Raw genomic sequence first — 18,093 nt, forward strand, 5'->3', positions numbered from 1 at the left:
GATCGGGAAAAACTGGAACAATCGATTCCATCGCGCGTTGCCTGCATCATTGGAGCCTTACCCGGATGGCGGCCGAAACCAGTATGAAAACCATGAAGGTCTGCACAGGCAATTAAGACAGACCCTTCCAGGAGAGAGGGCCGCAGGTTCACCTGCGGCCCTTTTTGCTGGTCCGGCAACAAGCATCAGCAACGCAGCCTCAAGCGCAGAGGGTGAAGTACCGAGCTGCGCCCGCCCTGGTGAAGCTTCTTTCGCGCGCCACTGCAAGGAACGCGGTGAGATCGCTGATGTTTTGCCGCGCCATTCATGAATCCATTTCATAGGTCTAAGTTAACCCTACGATCTAATAGGACGCGCCTGCAGCCGCTAGATGTTGGGCCTGGCGTCGCTCGCACCGGTCGTCGCGCTCTATCAAACGTGAACGCCGGCCAGGAACAGCCGAAACGCGGCGCAGTTACAGGAGCGCAGCCGGATATTTCACGGGGGGCAGCGGTACAGACCGCGCCCTGCCTCGAACGCGATCCGGGCAAAAAGCACAAACGGGAACACGACATGAAAAGTCCGAGCGACTTCGAATTATCGCGGCGTAAACTGTTGGCGGGAAGCGCTGCATCAATAGCGCTGACGGCGGCGCCATCCATCGTCAATGCCCAGGTGCCTGCCGTGGAGGCTGCCGTCGCTGACGTCTCTGCCGAATGGAAAGTCTCCTTCACCGTGAACGGAACGGCGCGGGGCCTCACGCTCGACCCGAGAACCACGCTGCTCGACTCGCTGCGCGAGCACCTGCATCTCACCGGCACCAAGAAGGGCTGCGATCACGGCCAGTGCGGCGCCTGTACGGTCATTGTTGGCGGAAGGCGGATCAATTCCTGCATGACGCTCGCCGTGATGCACGAGGGCGAGCGCATCACGACCGTCGAGGGGCTCGGCACGCCCGAGAACATGCACCCGATGCAGGCCGCTTTCGTCAAGCATGACGGCTACCAATGCGGATATTGCACGCCGGGACAAATTTGCTCGGCCGTCGCTGTGCTTGACGAGATCAAGGCCGGCATCCCGAGCCACGTCAGTGCCGATCTGAACGCGCCGCCGCAACTCAGCAATTCCGAGCTCCGCGAGCGCATGAGCGGCAACATCTGCCGTTGCGGCGCCTACTCCAACATCGCCGAGGCAATATCGGAAGTCGCCGGGAGGCCCGCATGAGATCATTCACCTACGAACGCGCCCGCACGCCGGCTGAGGCTGCCGCTTCCGCGATGCGCAAGCCGGATGCCAAATTCATCGCCGGAGGCACCAATCTCCTGGACCTGATGAAGCTCGAGATCGAGACGCCGGCCCATCTGATCGACGTCAACGGCCTCGCACTCGACAAGATCGAGCCGACGCAAGAGGGCGGACTACGCATCGGCGCGCTGGTGCGCAACACCGATCTCGCCGCGGACACGCGCGTGCGGCGCGACTACGGTGTATTGTCGCGCGCGCTGCTTGCGGGCGCCTCGGGACAATTGCGCAACATGGCGACCACGGCAGGCAATCTGCTGCAGCGAACGCGCTGCCCTTACTTCTATGACACCAACCAGTCCTGCAACAAACGGAAGCCCGGCAGCGGCTGTGCGGCGATCGGCGGCTTCAGCCGCCAGCATGCTGTCGTCGGCGCAAGCGAAGCCTGCATAGCGACCCATCCGAGCGACATGGCGGTGGCGATGCGCGCGCTCGATGCCACCGTCGAAACCGTGCGGCCCGACGGCGCGACGCGAACGATCCCGATTGCCGAATTTTACCGTCTGCCCGGCGATACGCCGCACATCGAGACGACGTTGATGCCGGGCGACTTGATCACGGCGGTGACGCTGCCAAAACCCGTCGGCGGCAAACAGATCTACCGCAAGGTGCGCGACCGCGCCTCCTACGCCTTCGCGCTGGTCTCGGTGGCTGCGATCGTGCAGCGCGACGGAACGGGGCGTGTCGCGCTCGGCGGCGTCGCGCACAAGCCATGGCGTGTCGAGGCGGCCGAGGCCCAGATGCCGAATGGCGCCAAGGCGGTCGCCGCACGGTTGCTCGCCGACGCAAGGCCGACGCGGGAGAATGCATTCAAGCTGGCGCTGGCCGAACGCACGTTGGGCGCCGTGCTGGCTGAAGCGAAAGGCTGATCCGAAAGGTTGATCCATGAGATTCGAAACCCCCGCCACAATCAATCCGATCGACCAGCTCAAGGTGGTCGGTAAGCCCGCCGATCGCATCGATGGTCCGCTCAAGACCACGGGCACCGCGCGTTATGCCTACGAGCACCACGAGGGCATTTCAAATCCGGCTTACGGTTACGTGATCGGCTCGGCCATCGCCAAGGGCCGGATCACCGGTATAGATCTCGCTGCCGCCAAGTCCGCACCGGGCGTGCGTGCTATCGTCACGGCTGACAATGCCGGCAAGCTCGGCAAGGGTGATCGCAACACTGCGAAGCTGCTCGGCGGTCCCGACATCGAGCATTATCACCAGGCGATCGCGCTCGTGGTTGCCGATACCTTCGAGCAGGCCCGCGCCGCCGCGGAACTCGTCCGCGTCGACTATGTCCGAACGGATGGCGCTTTCGATCTCGCGGCAGCTAAGGACATTGCCAAGCCCCAGGCCGTGTTCGGCGGTCCGGCCGATACGGCGGTCGGTGATTTTGCCGACGCGTTCGCCGCAGCGCCGGTTCAACTTGACGCCAGCTACACCACGCCCGATCAAGCGCATGCGATGATGGAGCCGCATGCCTCGATCGCCGCCTGGAACGGCGACAAGCTCACGCTCTGGACCTCGAACCAGATGATCGCCTGGGGAGTGGGGGAGGTGGCGAAGACGCTGGACATTCCAAAGGAGAACGTTCGCCTGATCTCGCCCTTCATCGGCGGCGGCTTCGGCTCCAAACTGTTCGTTCGTTCGGATGCATTACTGGCGGCACTCGGCGCGCGCGCAACGGGGCGGCCCGTGAAGGTGGCGCTGCCGCGGCCCTTCGTCTTCAACAACACCACACATCGCCCCGCAACGATCCAGCGCATCCGCATCGGTGCGGCCAGGGATGGCAAAATCTCGGCCATCGGTCATGAAGAGTGGTCCGGCAATCTGCCCGGCGGCAGGCCGGAGGGCGCGGTCGCCCAGACGCGGCTGCTATATGCCGGCGCCAACCGCATGACCGCCACGCGGCTCGCCGAGCTGAACTTGCCCGAAGGCAACGCCATGCGCGCGCCGGGCGAGGCATCGGGCATGATGGCGCTCGAAATCGCGGTTGACGAAATGGCCGAGCGGCTCGGCATGGATCCGATCGAGTTCCGTATCATCAACGATACCCAGGTCGATCCGGAAAAGCCCGAGCGCCCGTTCTCGCAGCGCCGCCTCACCGAGTGCCTGCGGACAGGCGCGGAGCGCTTCGGCTGGAACAAGCGCAATCCGCAGCCGGGCGGGGTCCGCGACGGGCGTTGGCTGGTCGGCATGGGCGTCGCAGCCGCGTTTCGCAACAATCTGTTGACGAAGTCGGCCGCGCGCGTGCGGCTCGATAACAACGGCGTTGTAACCGTCGAGACCGATATGACCGACATCGGCACCGGCAGCTACACGATCATCGCGCAGACTGCGGCCGAGATGATGGGTGTGCCGATGGAGAAAGTAGTGGTGCGTTTGGGAGACTCGACCTTCCCGGTGTCATCTGGCTCCGGCGGACAATGGGGCGGCAACAACTCGACCGCAGGCGTTTATGCCGCATGCGTCAAGTTGCGCGAGTCGATCGCGCAAAAACTTGGTTTCAACTCGGCGGAAGCGGAGTTCGCCGATGGTGAGGTTCGCTCGGGTAACCGCCGCGTGCCGCTGGCGCAGGCCGCGGGCGATGGCGGCCTCAGTGCCGAGGACGGCATTGAGTATGGCGACATCGACAAGAAGTATCAGCAATCGACCTTCGGCGCGCACTTCGTCGAAGTCGGCGTCGATGCCGCCACGGCCGAAATCCGGGTGCGCCGGATGCTCGCGGTCTGTGCCGCCGGCCGCATTCTCAATCCGAAGACCGCGCGCAGCCAGGTGATCGGCGCGATGACCATGGGCGTGGGCGCGGCACTGATGGAGGAACTTGTCGTCGACGAACGCGCCGGCTTCTTCGTCAACCATGACTTGGCTGGCTACGAAGTGCCGGTTCACGCGGACATTCCGCATCAGGACATGATCTTCCTCGACGAGACCGACCCGATGTCGTCGCCGATGAAGGCCAAGGGCGTCGCCGAGCTCGGCATCTGCGGCGTGGCGGCGGCGGTCGCCAACGCCGTCTACAACGCCACCGGCGTCCGTGTGCGCGACTATCCGATCACGCTCGACAAGCTGCTGGAGCGACTGCCCAACGTAGGTTGAACTACCCAAGTATCTCGACACGTAAATTCAATTCCTGATCTTCAAGCAAGGGAGAGCCATGATCACGCGACGAGGCCTCATAGCAAGCGCCGGCCTCGCTGTGTTGGCGGCAGATGTCACGCACTCTGTCCAGGTGCAAGCAAGGAACGGAACGATGGAAATCAAGCGAAGCGGTTCACAGCCCTCCGGCAAGGGACCTGCGGAATATTTCACCGGCAGCGTGCGTGTCGATCCGCTATTCCAGGCCGCCGATCCCGCGCGTGTTGCCGGTGCCCACGTCACATTCGAGCCCGGTGCGCGCACGGCATGGCACACCCATCCGCTCGGTCAGACCCTGATCGTTACCTCGGGGCGCGGCTGGGTGCAGGCGTGGGGCGGACGTGTCGAGGAAATTCACCCGGGCGACGTCATCTGGTTTCCGCCCGGCGAAAAGCACTGGCATGGCGCGACACCGACCACGGCGATGACGCATATCGCGATCCAGGAGCGGCTCGACGGCAAGACCGTCGACTGGATGGAGAAGGTCAGCGACGAACAATACCGGGCTTGATTGGAGTGAAATTTTGAGAGCTTGACCGAGGCCGGGCTCGTCCCGGCCCTCTACGTCTTTCTGTCTTATTGAGACGCCGTTTGTCGTTCGGCGCTCGCGGCCCTGATCTGGCATGGCAGGAATATGGCGGTGGATGAGGATCATTCTTCAAAGCTAGAGCGCCAATCGTTCCAAAAACGCGCTAAAGTGGAGCCATGGAGAATCCGCGCCCCCTGCCGTTCTCGGCATTCGAATGGCTGCTGTCCGGGCGGTACTTGCGGGCGCGTCGCAAGGAAGGCTTCATTTCCGTTATCGCCGGCTTTTCTTTCCTCGGCATCATGCTCGGCGTTGCGACGCTGATCATCGTGATGGCGGTCATGAACGGCTTCCGCAAGGAGCTGGTGGGCAAGATCGTCGGCCTGAACGGCCACCTTCTGGTGCAGCCGCTGGAGCAGCCGTTGACGGACTGGGAGGACGTCACCGAGCGCATCAGTCAGGTTCCAGGCATACGCCTCGCCGTTCCCGTGGTGGACGCTCCGGCGCTTGCATCGTCGGCGCATAACGCCTCCGGCGTGCTCGTTCGCGGCATTCGCTCCGATGACCTCAACAAACTTGCCGCGATCGCCGGCAATATCCAGCAGGGCTCGCTGGATGAATTCGATCAGGGACGAGGGGTCGCGATCGGACGCAGGCTTGCCGATCAATTGTCACTGCGTGCCGGCGACAACATCACGCTCGTCGCGCCAGATGGCGCAGCGAGGTCGAAGGCCACGACGGCGCGGATCAAGCCGTACAAGGTTGCAGCGGTGTTCAGCATCGACATGTCGGAATATGATTCCGTCATAGTCTTTTTACCGCTCGCCGAGGCGCAGGCCTATTTCAACCGCGCCGATGACGTGAGCGCCATCGAAATTTTTATCGACGGCAGCCCTGACCGGGTCGACAGCTTCCGAAGGCCAGTAGCTGACGCCGCGGGACGGCCGGTGTTCCTCGTCGACTGGCGACGGCGCACCTCGGCCTTCTTCGCCGCACTTCAGGTCGAGCGCAATATCATGTTCCTGATCCTGACCTTGATCGTGCTGGTCGCCGCGCTGAACATCGTGTCGGGCCTGATCATGCTGGTGAAGGACAAGGGCAGCGACATCGCGATTCTGCGCACCGTGGGCGCCTCGCGAGGGGCAATCATGCGGATATTCCTGATCGCGGGTGCTGCGATCGGCGTGCTCGGCACGGTGACCGGACTGCTCGTCGGCATGCTGGTTTGCCTGAATATCGAAACGATCCGGCAATTCCTGTCCTGGCTCACCAATACCGAGCTGTTTCCACCAAAACTCTACTTCTTGTCGAAGCTGCCGGCGGAGATCGATTTCGGCGAAACCGCCGCCGTCGTGGTCATGGCGTTGACGCTGTCGTTGCTCGCGACGCTCTATCCATCCTGGCGCGCCGCACGGCTCGATCCGGTCGATGTGCTTCGATATGGGTGAGGGCGGGCGCACACTCAGTTGCTTTTCGCTCACGAGCCATTTCCCCTTCGCCGCAAAACCCATTATGGTGCGCCCTCGCTTCGCGCTTGGCGAAATCTAATTCATGGCTAATATCAAAGGCTTGGCACAGGGCTTGCGCCTTTGGAGGGTGGTTTGACGCGCTATATTTCGACGCGGGGGGAGGCCCCCGTCCTGGGTTTCTGCGATGTGATGCTGACCGGGCTCGCCCGCGACGGCGGCCTCTACGTGCCTGAGGTCTGGCCGCAGTTATCGAGCGAGACCATCGCCTCCTTCTTCGGCCGCCCCTATTGGGAAGTTGCCGTCGACGTCATCAAGCCGTTTGCCGCGGGCGAAATTTCCGACGCCGATCTCGGCCGCATGGCGAATGAGGCTTATGCGACGTTCCGCCATCCCGCGGTGGTGCCGCTGAAGCAGGTCAGTCCCCATCAATTCGTGCTGGAGCTGTTCCACGGCCCGACGCTGGCGTTCAAGGACGTCGCCATGCAGTTGATCTCGCGGCTGATGGATCACGTGCTGGCCAAGCGCAATCAGCGCACCACCATCGTGGTCGCGACCTCAGGCGACACCGGCGGCGCCGCGGTTGATGCGTTTGCCAATCTCGACAATGTCGACCTCGTCGTGCTGTTCCCGAACGGGCGCATCTCCGACGTGCAGCGGCGGATGATGACGACGGCGGGCGCGTCCAACGTGCATGCGCTGGCGATCGAAGGCACCTTCGACGATTGTCAGGCACTCGTGAAGGCGATGTTCAACCATCACGGCTTTCGCGACGCGGTCTCGCTGTCGGGCGTCAATTCGATCAACTGGGCGCGGATCGTCGCGCAGGTGGTGTATTACTTCACGTCGGCGGTGGCGCTCGGCGCGCCCGCGCGTACCATGGACTTCACGGTGCCTACGGGGAATTTCGGCGACATCTTTGCAGGCTACGTGGCGAAGAGGATGGGCCTGCCGGTGCGCTGGCTGCGCATCGCCTCCAACGTCAACGACATCCTGCCGCGCACGCTCAAGACCGGCATCTATGAAGTCCGCGAAGTTCACGCCTCCGCTTCGCCCTCGATGGACATCCAGGTCTCCTCTAATTTCGAGCGGCTGTTGTTCGAGGCGAGCCGCCGCGACGCCGACAGCGTCCGCCGGCTGATGGCCTCGCTAAAACAGTCGGGACGTTTCGTGCTGCCGGATGCCATGCTGGCGGCGATCCGCGAGGAGTTCGACGCCGGCCGCGCCGACGAAACCGAGACGTCGGCCGCGATCCGTGCCGCCTGGCGCGAGGCCGGCGACCTCGTCGATCCCCATACCGCGGTGGCGCTGGCGGTGGCCGATCGCGATATCTCGGATTCGAAGCTCCCCAACATCGTGCTGTCGACGGCGCATCCGGCCAAGTTCCCCGATGCGGTGGAAGCTGCGTGCGGCGTGCGGCCGCAACTGCCGGCCTGGCTCGACGGCCTCATGACCAAATCCGAGCACATCACGGTGATGAAAAACGATTCAGCCGAGGTGGAGCGATTCGTGCGCTCGGTCAGCCGCGCCGCGAAGCAGGGAGTTGCCGGATGAGCGTTGATGTCACCAAGCTGCCGTCCGGCCTGACCGTCGTCACAGACACCATGCCGCATCTGGAAACGGCCGCGCTTGGCGTCTGGGCCGGCGTTGGCGGCCGCGACGAGAAGCCGAACGAGCACGGCATCTCGCATCTTCTCGAACACATGGCTTTCAAGGGTACGACGCGGCGCTCCTCGCGCGAGATCGTGGAGGAAATCGAGGCGGTCGGCGGCGACCTCAATGCCGGGACCTCGACCGAGACCACGGCCTATTACGCGCGGGTGATGAAGGCTGACGTGCCGCTGGCGCTCGACGTGCTCTCCGACATCCTCACCAATCCGTCCTTCGTGCCGGACGAACTCGAGCGCGAGAAGAGCGTCATCGTGCAGGAGATCGGCGCGGCGCAGGATACACCCGATGACGTCGTGTTCGAGCACCTCAACGAGCTCTGCTTTCCGGACCAGCCGATGGGCCGGTCGCTGCTTGGCACGGCGAAGACGCTGAAGAATTTCGATCGCGACATGTTGCGCGGCTATCTGACGACGCATTACCGCGGCCCCGACATGGTGGTGGCGGCCGCCGGTGCGGTCGACCACAAGCGCGTGGTGGAGGAAGCGGCGCAGAAATTTGCCAGCTTCGACGCCACGCCGGCGCCGAAGCCGCAACCGGCGATGTTCGGCAAGGGCGGCTCGCGCGTGGTACACCGCGATCTCGAACAGGCGCATTTGACGCTCGCGCTCGAAGGCGTGCCGCAGACCGACCTGTCATTGTTTTCGCTGCAGGTCTTCACCAACACGCTCGGCGGCGGAATGTCGTCGCGGCTGTTCCAGGAAGTGCGCGAAAAGCGCGGCCTGTGCTACTCGATCTACACCTTCCACGCGCCCTATGCCGACACCGGGTTCTTCGGCCTCTACACCGGCACCGATCCCGGCGATGCCCCGGAGATGATGGAGGTCATCGTCGACGTCATCAACGACGCCGTGGAAACCCTGACCGAAGCCGAGATCGCTCGCGCCAAGGCGCAGATGAAGGCGGGGCTGTTGATGGCGCTGGAAAGCTGCTCGTCCCGGGCCGAACAGCTTGCGCGGCACGTGCTGGCCTATGGACGGCCGCTGACGGTGGAGGAACTGGTCACCAGGATCGATGCGGTTTCCATCGAATCGACCCGAAACGCGGCGCACGCGCTATTGTCCCGCAGCCGGCCGGCGGTTGTCGCGCTTGGTAGCGGAAGGGGTCTGGACACGGCGGTGTCTTTTGCGGAAGGATTGACGCGGTCGAAGGCGAAAACCCTTCTACATTGAGGTAGGGCTGGGGAGAGTGGGCCATGGCCCTGTTTCGTTTGCCAACCAGCGGACCGGCTGCGCTCGTGCCGCGTGGCCACGGCCTCCTGCTGCGCGCTCCCCAAATGGCGGACTTCCCGCAATGGGCGCAATTGCGCGAACAAAGCCGGACCTATCTGACGCCATGGGAGCCGATCTGGCCGTCGGACGATCTGACCCGCGCCGGGTTCCGCCGCCGGCTGCGTCGCTACGCCGAGGATATCGCCGCCGACCGCTCCTATCCCTTCATCATCTTCCGTGAGCGTGATGGCGCCATGATCGGCGGCATCACGCTCGCCAACGTCCGCCGCGGCATCGTGCAGGCCGGGACCATTGGATATTGGGTCGGCGAGCCTCACGCCTGCCGCGGCTACATGACCGCGGCGCTGCGGGTGCTGCTGCCGACGCTGTTTGGTGAACTCAATCTGCACCGCATCGAGGCGGCCTGCATTCCCTCCAATACGCCGTCGATCCGGGTGCTGGAGAAGTGCGGCTTCACCCGCGAGGGGCTGGCGCGGCGCTATCTCTGCATCAACGGCATCTGGCAGGACCACCTGCTGTTCGGCCTGCTGCATGAGGATTTCCGCGGCTGAACCGTTGATTTCTAAGCCTTTTGGGTGCCTTGGGTTCGCCGCCATTGGGCTGCTATAAGGCCGCGGGAATAGACGATGATGGGGATGGCAGGGACGTCGCATGGGTGACAATCGTTTGCTCAGGGTAGCGATCGCGGCTGCGGTCGCGGGCGGGCTGGCTTGCACGATGGCCCCGCCGGCATCGGCGCAATCGCTGACCGACCGTTTCAAGAGCCTGTTCGGAGGAAAATCGGACGAGCCGGCCACAGACGCGCCTGCCGCGCCGGTGCCGCAGGACACCGGCGATCTGACCTGTCCGCCGGTCACGGTCCGGTCAGGCGCTTCCACCTACGCCGTTGCTGCGCCCGGCAAGCAGCCGGTAGGCAATGACCTGCGGTTCCAGGCGACGATCAGCAAGATGGCCCGCGAATGCAGCCTCAATGGCGGTGTGATTACCGCCCGGATCGGCATTCAGGGACGCGTTATCGCAGGCCCCGCCGGCGCGCCGGCGTCGGTCCAGGTCCCCATACGTGTCGCAGTGGTGCACGGCGGCGTATCTGAGAAGACCATCGCCACCAAGGCCTACCAGACCACGGTCAACATGACCGAAAGCGGCAGCGAGCCGTTCACGCTGGTGGCCGAAGATCTCACCTATCCGGTACCCCCCGGCGCTGACGGCGACAGGTACATCTTCTATATCGGCTTCGACCCGCAGGCCCTGAAGCCGGAGCGCCCGGCGCCGAAAAAGAAGAGGCAATAAAAAGCCGGCGCGATCGTCTCGCGCCGGCTTTTGATCGATGGTGGAAAGCGCTCAGTTCAGCTTGGCGCGAACCTCGGCAATGCCCTTGGCGAGCAGGTCGTCGGCGACCGAGCCCTTGACCGACTGCGACAGGATGGTCGAGGCGGCTTCGACCGCGGCGTTGGCGGCGGCGGCGCGGACGTCGGCCAGCGCCTGGGCTTCGGCAAGCGCAATCTTGCTCTCGGCAGTCTTGGTGCGGCGGGCGACGAAGTCTTCCATCTTGGCCTTGGCTTCGGTGGCGATGCGCTCGGCTTCGGCTTTGGCGTTGGCGACGATCTCCTCGGCCTCACGCTCCGCGCTGGCGCGGCGGGTCTGATACTCGCCGAGCAGCTTGGCGGCCTCCTCTTTCAGACGGCGGGCGTCGTCAAGTTCGGCCTTGATGCGTTCGCCGCGATGATCGAGCGCCGTCAGTACCGTCTTGTGGATGCCGAGATAGGCAAACAGCACCATCAGGATGACGAAGGCGATCGCGACCCAGGTTTCCGGTTCGGTGAACATCGGTCTATCCCTTCAACGAAGCATCGACGGCTTTGCTTACCGTCTTGCTGTCGGGCAGCACGCCGGTGAGGCGCTGGACGATCGCGCCGGCCGCATCCGCTGCGATGCCGCGGACATTGCTCATCGCGGCTTCCCGCGTCGCCGCGATCTGCTTCTCGGCGGCGGCAAGCTTGGCGGTGAGCTGGTCTTCCAGCGTCTTGCGCTCGGCTTCCGCGGCCGCATTCAGCTTCTCGCGGGTTTCGCTACCTATGGCCTGGGCGCGGGAGCGGGCGGCAGCGAGCTCGGTCTCATACGCTTTCAGCGCAGCGTCCGACTCGTCCTTGAACTTCTGCGCCGCCGCCAGATCGCCCTCGATCGCGTTCTGACGTGCGTCGATCACGCTTTCGACGCGCGGCAGCGCAAAGCGGGACACGATCACATAGAGCGCGACGAACGCGATGGCGAGCGACACCAGTTGCGAAGCAAACGTGCTCGACTCGAACGGAGGAAATCCTCCGCCGTGTCCGCCATCGGCTTCGGTATGGGCGCCGGTGCCCTTGGCCGGGGTACCAGGACTTTTTTCAGCCACGGGGGTCTCCTGTTGCTGTCAGCGCGCCGCCCGAAGGCGGCGCGAGTGGGTGCAGCTCAGAGCGGAACGAACAGCAAGAGCAGCGCGATCAGCAGCGAGAAAATGCCGAGCGCTTCGGTCACGGCGAAGCCGAAAATCAGGTTGCCGAACTGGCCCTGGGCCGCCGAAGGATTGCGCACAGCAGCGGCGAGGTAGTTGCCGAAGATGATGCCCACGCCGACGCCCGCGCCGCCCATGCCGATGCATGCGATGCCCGCGCCGATAAGTTTAGCTGCTGCCGGTTCCATTTCTATAGCTCCTTGAGGGGGTAAGACAGAGGTGTGGGTGGAAATTCCCCGGACCGCTTAGTGTCCCGGATGAATGGCGTCGTTGAGATAGATGCAGGTCAGGATCGCGAACACGTAGGCCTGCAGGAACGCGACCAGGAGTTCGAGCGCGGTCAGCGCTACCGTGAGCGCCAGCGGCAGCACGCCGCCGATCCAGCCGACGGCGCCGAGCGACACGCCGAGCATCGCGACGAAGCCCGCGAACACCTTCAGCGCGATGTGGCCGGCCAGCATGTTGGCGAACAGACGTACGCTGTGGGAGACCGGCCGCAGGAAGAACGACAGGATTTCGATGAACATGACCAGCGGCAGGATGTAGATCGGCACGCCGGAGGGCACGAAAATCTTGAAGAACTTGAAGCCGTTCTTGTAGAGCCCATAGATCAGGACAGTGAAGAAAACCAGGAGGGCCAGCGCCGCGGTGACGATGATGTGGCTCGAAACCGTGAACGTGTAGGGGATGATGCCGATCAGGTTCGAGATGCAGATGAACATGAACAGCGAGAAGATCAGCGGGAAGAACTTCATGCCTTCCGCGCCGGCGGTAGAGCGGATCGTCGAGGCGACGAATTCGTAGGAGATTTCCGCGATCGACTGCAGCCGCCCGGGAACCAGTTGCCGTCCCGCCATGCCGCCGATCATCAGTAGCGAGATCACCGCTACCGAGAGGAACATGTAGAGCGAGGAGTTGGTAAAGGCGATCGTTTGGTTGCCGATATGGCCGATCGTGAAGAGGGGTTCGATATTGAACTGGTGGATCGGGTCGATTTTCATCCGCGCGGCTCTTTATCCACCGGCCTGGCCGGCAATCGAATTTCAAATGTCGTGACTTCCCGTCGATGCTCAGCGTCTGCGGGAAGCTACGCCTGCAGATCTCACCACGTTGACTACACCGGCGACGAAGCCGAGTAGCAAAAACACGATGAAACCGAACGGCGACGTCGACAACAAACGGTCGAACCCCCAGCCAATCGCCGCCCCGACGACAACGCCCGCAACCAACTCCGAGGAAAGCCGGAAACCCAGCGCCATCGCAGATGCTCTGGCAGCCCTGTCTCCGCTTTCAGTTCCGGGTTGATCAGTCCTGAGCTTCCGGCTGTCCCGAATTTCGGACAACCGTTGATCCAGACTTCCGAGCCTTGCGGAAAGCGCAGCTTCGTCGGAAGACGGCTGATCGCGATTCCCACTTGCGTTGTCGTTCTTGTCTTCGGCCATGCCCAAGACTCTAAACGATGCCAACGGTTGATGGAAATTACGCCCGTCACCCTTGAAAGCCGCGCGGACCATACTTACCGCGTCTAATCAAGTCAAGATTACGCCGTAACCAGCTAGTGCCTTGAGTTTTCTGGAATTATTCGAATGTCGTCCGCGGCCCTGTGGACCTGCGATCGCAGTGCAGCAGTATTGCCACACGGATCGATCTTGCGCGGATTTGGGCGGTCTGCTGGGATGTCCCAAGCGAAGCGAAAATCCCCGTCCGTGGAGCCCGCATGCCGCGTCAGTTCGATTACTACTTCTCGATCCAATCGCCGTGGGCCTATATCGGCCATCAGCCGTTTCGTGACCTGGTAAGTACTTACGATCTCAAGGTTAATCACAAGCCGGTGGTGCTGGTCGATCTGTTCTCGGAGACCGGCGGCTTGCCCTTGATGAAGCGCCATCCGGTGCGGCAGCGCTATCGGATGGTCGAATTGCAGCGCTGGCGCGACAAGCGCGGACTGAAATTCCACCTGCAGCCGGCGAACTGGCCATTCAATGCGCGTCTGGCCGATGGCGTCGTGATTGCGGCGCTGGAGGCCGGCCTCGATCCCGACCGATACCTGCGACGGGCCTTTGCCGGCGTCTGGCAAGAGCAGCTCAACCTCGCCGATCCCGCAACGATTGCGAAACTCGCCGATGAATCGGGGCTGCCCGGCAAGCAATTGGTGGAGCGATCGGGATCGGAAGAAATCACCGCTGCGTATGAGCAGAACCGGCAGGACGCGCTCTCGGCCGATGTGTTCGGCTCGCCGGTTTACGTGTTGGATGGCGAGGTGTTTTGGGGGCAGGACCGCATCGAATTGCTCGGAGACGCGTTGAAGTCCGGCCGCGCGCCCTATACGTCAAGAGTGTAGGGGTGCGCCTTGAAAGCGCCCGGACGGTCGAGGAAACCGGTGCTGTCCTGAGGCGGGAGCAAGCCCATGAGCAGAGCGAAATCGTCCTCGAAATTGGCCGGCGTCACTGTGCTGGCCGTTTGTCTCGCCGGCGCCGGTCAGGTGCTTGCGGGCCCGATGCCGGAAACCGAGAACGGCCGCTACGCGCTGTCGCCGACGGGCGACGGCGTGCTTCGCCTGGATACAAGAACCGGCGCGGTCTCGACTTGCAACAATTCGGGTGCGGGCTGGGCCTGCTATGCCGTACCTGACGAGCGCGCGGCGATGGACGCGGAAATCGGCCGTCAACAAGCCGACATCGTCCGGCTGCAGGCCGAGAATGAGCGGCTCAAGGCGGACCTCGCCTCGCGCGAGCCGACCGTGCCGGGCAAGATCGAGGAGCCGTTGCCGAAATCTGACTCGCTGAAGAAGAGCGAGCCGAAGGTTGCCGAGGGCGAGCGCAAGATCGAAATCCCGCTGCCGAGCGACCGCGACATGGATCGCATGATGTCGTTCCTCGAGCGGGCCTGGCGGCGATTGATCGAGATGGCCAACCGGGTGCAGCGGGACGTCAGCGGCAAGATTTGACGGGTGGTTTCGACCGTCGTCCCGGCGAATGCAGGGACCCATACCCCGCGGCCTTTCGATTTTGTGTGATCAGGGTTGATACCTTCCGCAACAAGCGGCGTTGGTGGTTATGGGTCCCTGCGTTCGCCGGGACGACATGTGGAGAGACTATTCGTGAGCTTATCCAAATCCATTTCCCGAACCGCTCCCTCGTCCGTCAGCGCCACCACCATCGTGTCATCGTTGCTGACGGTGCAGACGTCCGGCATGGGATTCACCGATCTCACCGCCGAAGTCGCAAAATTCGTCCGTGACGCACATGCACGCGAGGGTGCGGTGACGCTGTTCATCCGTCACACCTCGGCGTCGCTGACCATCCAGGAAAATGCCGATCCGACCGTGCTGGTCGACCTGACCACCGCGCTGAACCGGCTTGCGCCCGAAAATGCCGGCTGGCGTCATGACACCGAGGGGCCGGACGACATGCCGGCACACATCAAGACCATGCTGACAGCGACCTCGCTGCACGTGCCGGTTTTGCAGGGCGCACTCGCGCTGGGTACCTGGCAGGCGATTTATCTGGTCGAGCATCGCGCCCGGCCGCACCGACGCGAAATCGTGCTGCAGTTTACCGGTGCGACGAGCTAGGAACTGAATCGCCGCAAAGCGACCGCAGCCGGATTGAGATCAGCGATTGGATTGCATATAGGCAAGCCCAGCAGCGCATGCACCGAAGGTAAGCGCCCAGATCAGGCTTGAATCAAGCGACGCGTTCAATCCATACCGCTGCAGCAGGAAGATGAAGGCAGCAGCAGCCGCGGTGTGCATAGCGATATAGCGCCAATGTTTCATTATCCTGCTCTGCCTTTTCGAGAGGCCATATCATCAACATTTAGCCTGATCACGGCTACCAAACAACGGCGCTAAACCCAAGTGGTCTCGCTGCGACGTCGTTGGCCGGATCGCGAGCGTCGATCGCACGATTGGGCATCGCGGCTGCCGCGCTGGCGTGAGATCGGCCCGCAGTTGGTTGTGATCCCAGCTCAAAACTAACCGGCCGCGGAGCGATCCGCGGCCGGCTTGGTCGGGAGTGTCGTATCGCCGCGGCTGTTGCCGCCGGCGAAACCGTTACTTCGTGATGTCGACGTCCTTGGTTTCCGGCAGGAAGAACAGGCCGACAACCGCGGTGATCGAAGCGAAGATGATCGGATACCAGAGACCCGCGTAGATGTCGCCGGTCGAGGCCACGATCGCGAACGACGTCGCCGGCAGCAACCCGCCGAACCAGCCATTGCCGATGTGGTAGGGCAGCGACATCGAGGTGTAGCGGATCTTGGTCGGGAACAGCTCGACCAGCATCGCCGCGATCGGCCCGTAGACCATGGTGACGAAGAGCACCAGGACGAACAATAGTCCGATGATCGCCGCAACCTGCGGTTTGAAGATATCAAACGGGTGAGCCATCTTCACGATCTGGGCGTCGCCGGCCTTGGGGTAGCCTGCGGCCTGCACCGCTGCCAGGACGGCCGGATTGGACGTCTTGGCGTCGGTGTAAGCTACGTCCTTTCCATTGACGACGACCTTCACGCCGGAGCCTGCAGCGCCATAGCTGGTCGAGTATTTGACCGACTGCTGTGCCAGGTAGGCCCGAGCGGTATCGCATGGTGCCGAGAAGACGCGGGTGCCGACCGGGTTAAACAGGTCGCCACAGCCTTTGGCATCGGCCACCACCTCGACCTTGACCGATTCGATCGCCTTTTCCAGCGCCGGGTTGGCGTTGGTGGTGATCATCCGGAAGATCGGGAAGAAGGTCAGCGCCGCGATCAGGCAGCCCGCCAGAATGATCGGCTTGCGGCCGATCTTGTCGGACAGCGCCCCGAACACGATGAAGAAGCCGGTGCCGAGCAGCAGCGACCAGGCGATCAGAAGGTTGGCGGTGTAGCCGTCAACCTTGAGGATCGATTGCATGAAGAACAGCGCGTAGAACTGGCCGGTGTACCAGACCACGCCCTGACCCATCACGCCGCCGATGAGCGCGATCAGTACGAGCTTGGCATTGCTCCAGTTGGCGAAGGCTTCGGTCAACGGGGCTTTCGACCCCTTGCCCTCGTCCTTCATTTTCTGGAACACGGGCGATTCATTCAGCCGCAGCCGGATCCATACGGAGATGCCGAGCAGCAGCACCGAGACCAGGAACGGAATGCGCCAGCCCCACTTGGCGAATTCAGGCTCGCCGAGTGCCGTGCGGGTGAACAGGATCACCAGCAGCGATAGGAACAGGCCGAGCGTTGCCGTGGTCTGGATGAACGAGGTGTAATAGCCGCGTTTGCCCATCGGAGCATGTTCGGCCACGTAAGTCGCCGCTCCGCCGTATTCGCCGCCGAGCGCGAGGCCCTGCAGCAGGCGCAACCCGATCAGGATGATCGGTGCCGCTATGCCGATCGTAGCCGCGTTGGGCAGTATTCCGACGATGAAGGTCGACAGGCCCATGATCAGGATGGTGACGAGGAAGGTGTATTTGCGGCCGACGATGTCGCCGACGCGGCCGAACACGATGGCGCCGAACGGACGAACGATAAAGCCCGCGGCGAACGCCAGCAGCGCGAAGATGTCACGCGTGGCCTGGTTGAACATCGGTTGATTTGTCGCGGGATCAATGACGCCGAAGAACTGCGCGCCGATGACGCTGGCAAGCGAACCGAACAGATAAAAGTCGTACCATTCGAAGACGGTGCCAAGCGAAGATGCGAGAATGACGAAACGTTCGTCCTTCGTCATCCCGCCGGCCTTGCCGGATGTGGCGGTAATTGTCGACATTTCTGATTCGCTCCCCATTTTATGATCGCAAAGATGTGCGTTGCGTCAGATCACGCATTATGAATGGGGCTCACTACATGTTCGCGAAGCTTGGCCCAATAGTACTTTCGGTGGGACTGATATCGTTTTCGCGTCGTTTTGGCCGCCGCGATTGCTGATTTGCCGTTTATCTGTGCAGCTTCGGACTAAAGTCCAATGACCGAGAAGACGAGCGCAACGCTCCACATCAGGATGGAAATCTTTGCAGTCCAGAGCGCGAACAGCAGATAGGTCTCGCGCATGATCGTCGAAACCGTCCGCTGCGCGGAAGCCTGAGGCGGACGGCTCTCCTTGGGGAGGTAGAGCCACATCTCGGTACGTCGGTGATCCTTGGTCCGGGCTTCCCAGGCTTTCAAGACCAGAATCAACGTCATCAGGATGCTGAGAAAACCTCCGGCCTGGAAGGCCGAGCGCGGCAGGAATGACAATCCTATCATGACGCAGAAGATGGCGAGCGAGGCGAAGCCGCAGGCGCGCAGCACTGTTTCGTAGGCGATACGGCGCATCTCTTCCAC

Annotated in this window: 20 protein-coding genes and 1 pseudogene; 12 read left to right on the forward strand and 9 right to left on the reverse strand. The window is 62.9% G+C overall.

Features of this window, described 5'->3' with window-relative positions; genetic code table 11:
* Nucleotides 1–201 precede the first annotated feature (201 nt).
* A pseudogene (locus KJQ96_RS40105) lies at nucleotides 202–304 on the reverse strand (LysR family transcriptional regulator); the annotation flags it as partial.
* A 248-nt stretch (nucleotides 305–552) separates the two neighbouring features.
* Between KJQ96_RS40105 and paoA the strand changes: the two are divergent.
* The 9 genes from paoA to KJQ96_RS04945 all read left to right on the forward strand — a co-directional run bounded on the left by paoA (nucleotide 553) and on the right by KJQ96_RS04945 (nucleotide 10,592).
* Nucleotides 553–1,203, forward strand: a complete 651-nt coding sequence (paoA, locus tag KJQ96_RS04905; protein ID WP_213285580.1) for an aldehyde dehydrogenase iron-sulfur subunit PaoA — start codon at nucleotides 553–555, stop codon at nucleotides 1,201–1,203.
* The gene (locus KJQ96_RS04910; RefSeq protein WP_213285581.1) at nucleotides 1,200–2,150 is read left to right on the forward strand and encodes a xanthine dehydrogenase family protein subunit M; all 951 of its coding nucleotides are present in this window, start codon (nucleotides 1,200–1,202) and stop codon (nucleotides 2,148–2,150) included. The genes paoA and KJQ96_RS04910 overlap by 4 nt, the downstream gene beginning before the upstream one ends.
* Nucleotides 2,151–2,166: 16 nt before the next feature.
* A complete protein-coding gene (gene paoC / locus KJQ96_RS04915) occupies nucleotides 2,167–4,371 on the forward strand; it encodes an aldehyde oxidoreductase molybdenum-binding subunit PaoC (protein ID WP_213285582.1) in 2,205 nt (734 codons plus the stop codon).
* A gap of 154 nt (nucleotides 4,372–4,525) precedes the next feature.
* Nucleotides 4,526–4,921, forward strand: coding sequence for a cupin domain-containing protein (locus tag KJQ96_RS04920; protein WP_213285583.1), 396 nt, complete (start codon nucleotides 4,526–4,528; stop codon nucleotides 4,919–4,921).
* A 194-nt stretch (nucleotides 4,922–5,115) separates the two neighbouring features.
* The gene (locus KJQ96_RS04925) at nucleotides 5,116–6,384 is read left to right on the forward strand and encodes a lipoprotein-releasing ABC transporter permease subunit (RefSeq protein ID WP_213285584.1); all 1,269 of its coding nucleotides are present in this window, start codon (nucleotides 5,116–5,118) and stop codon (nucleotides 6,382–6,384) included.
* Between the two features lie 153 nt (nucleotides 6,385–6,537).
* Nucleotides 6,538–7,956 carry a threonine synthase gene (gene thrC, locus KJQ96_RS04930; protein WP_213285585.1) on the forward strand — a complete coding sequence of 473 codons (1,419 nt, stop codon included), beginning with the start codon at nucleotides 6,538–6,540 and terminating at the stop codon, nucleotides 7,954–7,956.
* The gene (locus tag KJQ96_RS04935) at nucleotides 7,953–9,242 is read left to right on the forward strand and encodes a pitrilysin family protein (protein WP_213285586.1); all 1,290 of its coding nucleotides are present in this window, start codon (nucleotides 7,953–7,955) and stop codon (nucleotides 9,240–9,242) included. The genes thrC and KJQ96_RS04935 overlap by 4 nt, the downstream gene beginning before the upstream one ends.
* A gap of 23 nt (nucleotides 9,243–9,265) precedes the next feature.
* Nucleotides 9,266–9,853, forward strand: a complete 588-nt coding sequence (locus KJQ96_RS04940; RefSeq protein ID WP_213285587.1) for a GNAT family N-acetyltransferase — start codon at nucleotides 9,266–9,268, stop codon at nucleotides 9,851–9,853.
* A gap of 100 nt (nucleotides 9,854–9,953) precedes the next feature.
* Nucleotides 9,954–10,592: a hypothetical protein gene (locus KJQ96_RS04945; protein ID WP_213285588.1), complete on the forward strand. Its 639-nt coding sequence runs from the start codon at nucleotides 9,954–9,956 to the stop codon at nucleotides 10,590–10,592.
* Between the two features lie 51 nt (nucleotides 10,593–10,643).
* Here KJQ96_RS04945 and KJQ96_RS04950 read toward each other — a convergent pair whose 3' ends face one another.
* The 5 genes from KJQ96_RS04950 to KJQ96_RS04970 form a co-directional block, all read right to left on the reverse strand.
* Nucleotides 10,644–11,129, reverse strand: a complete 486-nt coding sequence (locus KJQ96_RS04950) for an ATP F0F1 synthase subunit B (protein ID WP_213285589.1) — start codon at nucleotides 11,127–11,129, stop codon at nucleotides 10,644–10,646.
* 4 nt (nucleotides 11,130–11,133) lie between these two features.
* Nucleotides 11,134–11,697, reverse strand: coding sequence for a F0F1 ATP synthase subunit B' (locus KJQ96_RS04955; RefSeq protein WP_213285590.1), 564 nt, complete (start codon nucleotides 11,695–11,697; stop codon nucleotides 11,134–11,136).
* A 56-nt stretch (nucleotides 11,698–11,753) separates the two neighbouring features.
* Nucleotides 11,754–11,984, reverse strand: coding sequence for a F0F1 ATP synthase subunit C (locus KJQ96_RS04960; protein WP_016847054.1), 231 nt, complete (start codon nucleotides 11,982–11,984; stop codon nucleotides 11,754–11,756).
* A gap of 57 nt (nucleotides 11,985–12,041) precedes the next feature.
* Nucleotides 12,042–12,797 (reverse strand): F0F1 ATP synthase subunit A, encoded by a 756-nt coding sequence (locus KJQ96_RS04965; RefSeq protein WP_028348039.1) that lies wholly within the window; start codon nucleotides 12,795–12,797, stop codon nucleotides 12,042–12,044.
* Nucleotides 12,798–12,866: 69 nt separating this feature from the next.
* Nucleotides 12,867–13,238, reverse strand: a complete 372-nt coding sequence (locus KJQ96_RS04970; protein ID WP_028348040.1) for an AtpZ/AtpI family protein — start codon at nucleotides 13,236–13,238, stop codon at nucleotides 12,867–12,869.
* Between the two features lie 275 nt (nucleotides 13,239–13,513).
* Here KJQ96_RS04970 and KJQ96_RS04975 point away from each other — a divergent pair, with 275 nt between their 5' ends.
* The 3 genes from KJQ96_RS04975 (at nucleotide 13,514) to KJQ96_RS04985 (ending at nucleotide 15,370) form a co-directional block, all read left to right on the forward strand.
* Nucleotides 13,514–14,137 (forward strand): 2-hydroxychromene-2-carboxylate isomerase, encoded by a 624-nt coding sequence (locus tag KJQ96_RS04975; RefSeq protein ID WP_213285591.1) that lies wholly within the window; start codon nucleotides 13,514–13,516, stop codon nucleotides 14,135–14,137.
* A 66-nt stretch (nucleotides 14,138–14,203) separates the two neighbouring features.
* The gene (locus KJQ96_RS04980; protein WP_213285592.1) at nucleotides 14,204–14,743 is read left to right on the forward strand and encodes a hypothetical protein; all 540 of its coding nucleotides are present in this window, start codon (nucleotides 14,204–14,206) and stop codon (nucleotides 14,741–14,743) included.
* A 153-nt stretch (nucleotides 14,744–14,896) separates the two neighbouring features.
* Entirely contained in the window at nucleotides 14,897–15,370 is a 474-nt protein-coding gene (locus KJQ96_RS04985; protein ID WP_213285593.1) for a secondary thiamine-phosphate synthase enzyme YjbQ, read from the forward strand.
* A 39-nt stretch (nucleotides 15,371–15,409) separates the two neighbouring features.
* Here the strand turns inward: KJQ96_RS04985 and KJQ96_RS04990 are convergent, their stop codons facing one another.
* The 3 genes from KJQ96_RS04990 to KJQ96_RS05000 form a co-directional block, all read right to left on the reverse strand.
* The gene (locus KJQ96_RS04990; RefSeq protein WP_156908634.1) at nucleotides 15,410–15,574 is read right to left on the reverse strand and encodes a hypothetical protein; all 165 of its coding nucleotides are present in this window, start codon (nucleotides 15,572–15,574) and stop codon (nucleotides 15,410–15,412) included.
* A gap of 276 nt (nucleotides 15,575–15,850) precedes the next feature.
* Nucleotides 15,851–17,500 carry an MFS transporter gene (locus tag KJQ96_RS04995; RefSeq protein WP_375293144.1) on the reverse strand — a complete coding sequence of 550 codons (1,650 nt, stop codon included), beginning with the start codon at nucleotides 17,498–17,500 and terminating at the stop codon, nucleotides 15,851–15,853.
* A gap of 224 nt (nucleotides 17,501–17,724) precedes the next feature.
* The gene (locus KJQ96_RS05000) at nucleotides 17,725–18,093 is read right to left on the reverse strand and encodes a hypothetical protein (protein ID WP_213285595.1); all 369 of its coding nucleotides are present in this window, start codon (nucleotides 18,091–18,093) and stop codon (nucleotides 17,725–17,727) included.

This window comes from Bradyrhizobium sp. sGM-13, assembly GCF_018398875.1.
GTDB lineage: Bacteria > Pseudomonadota > Alphaproteobacteria > Rhizobiales > Xanthobacteraceae > Bradyrhizobium.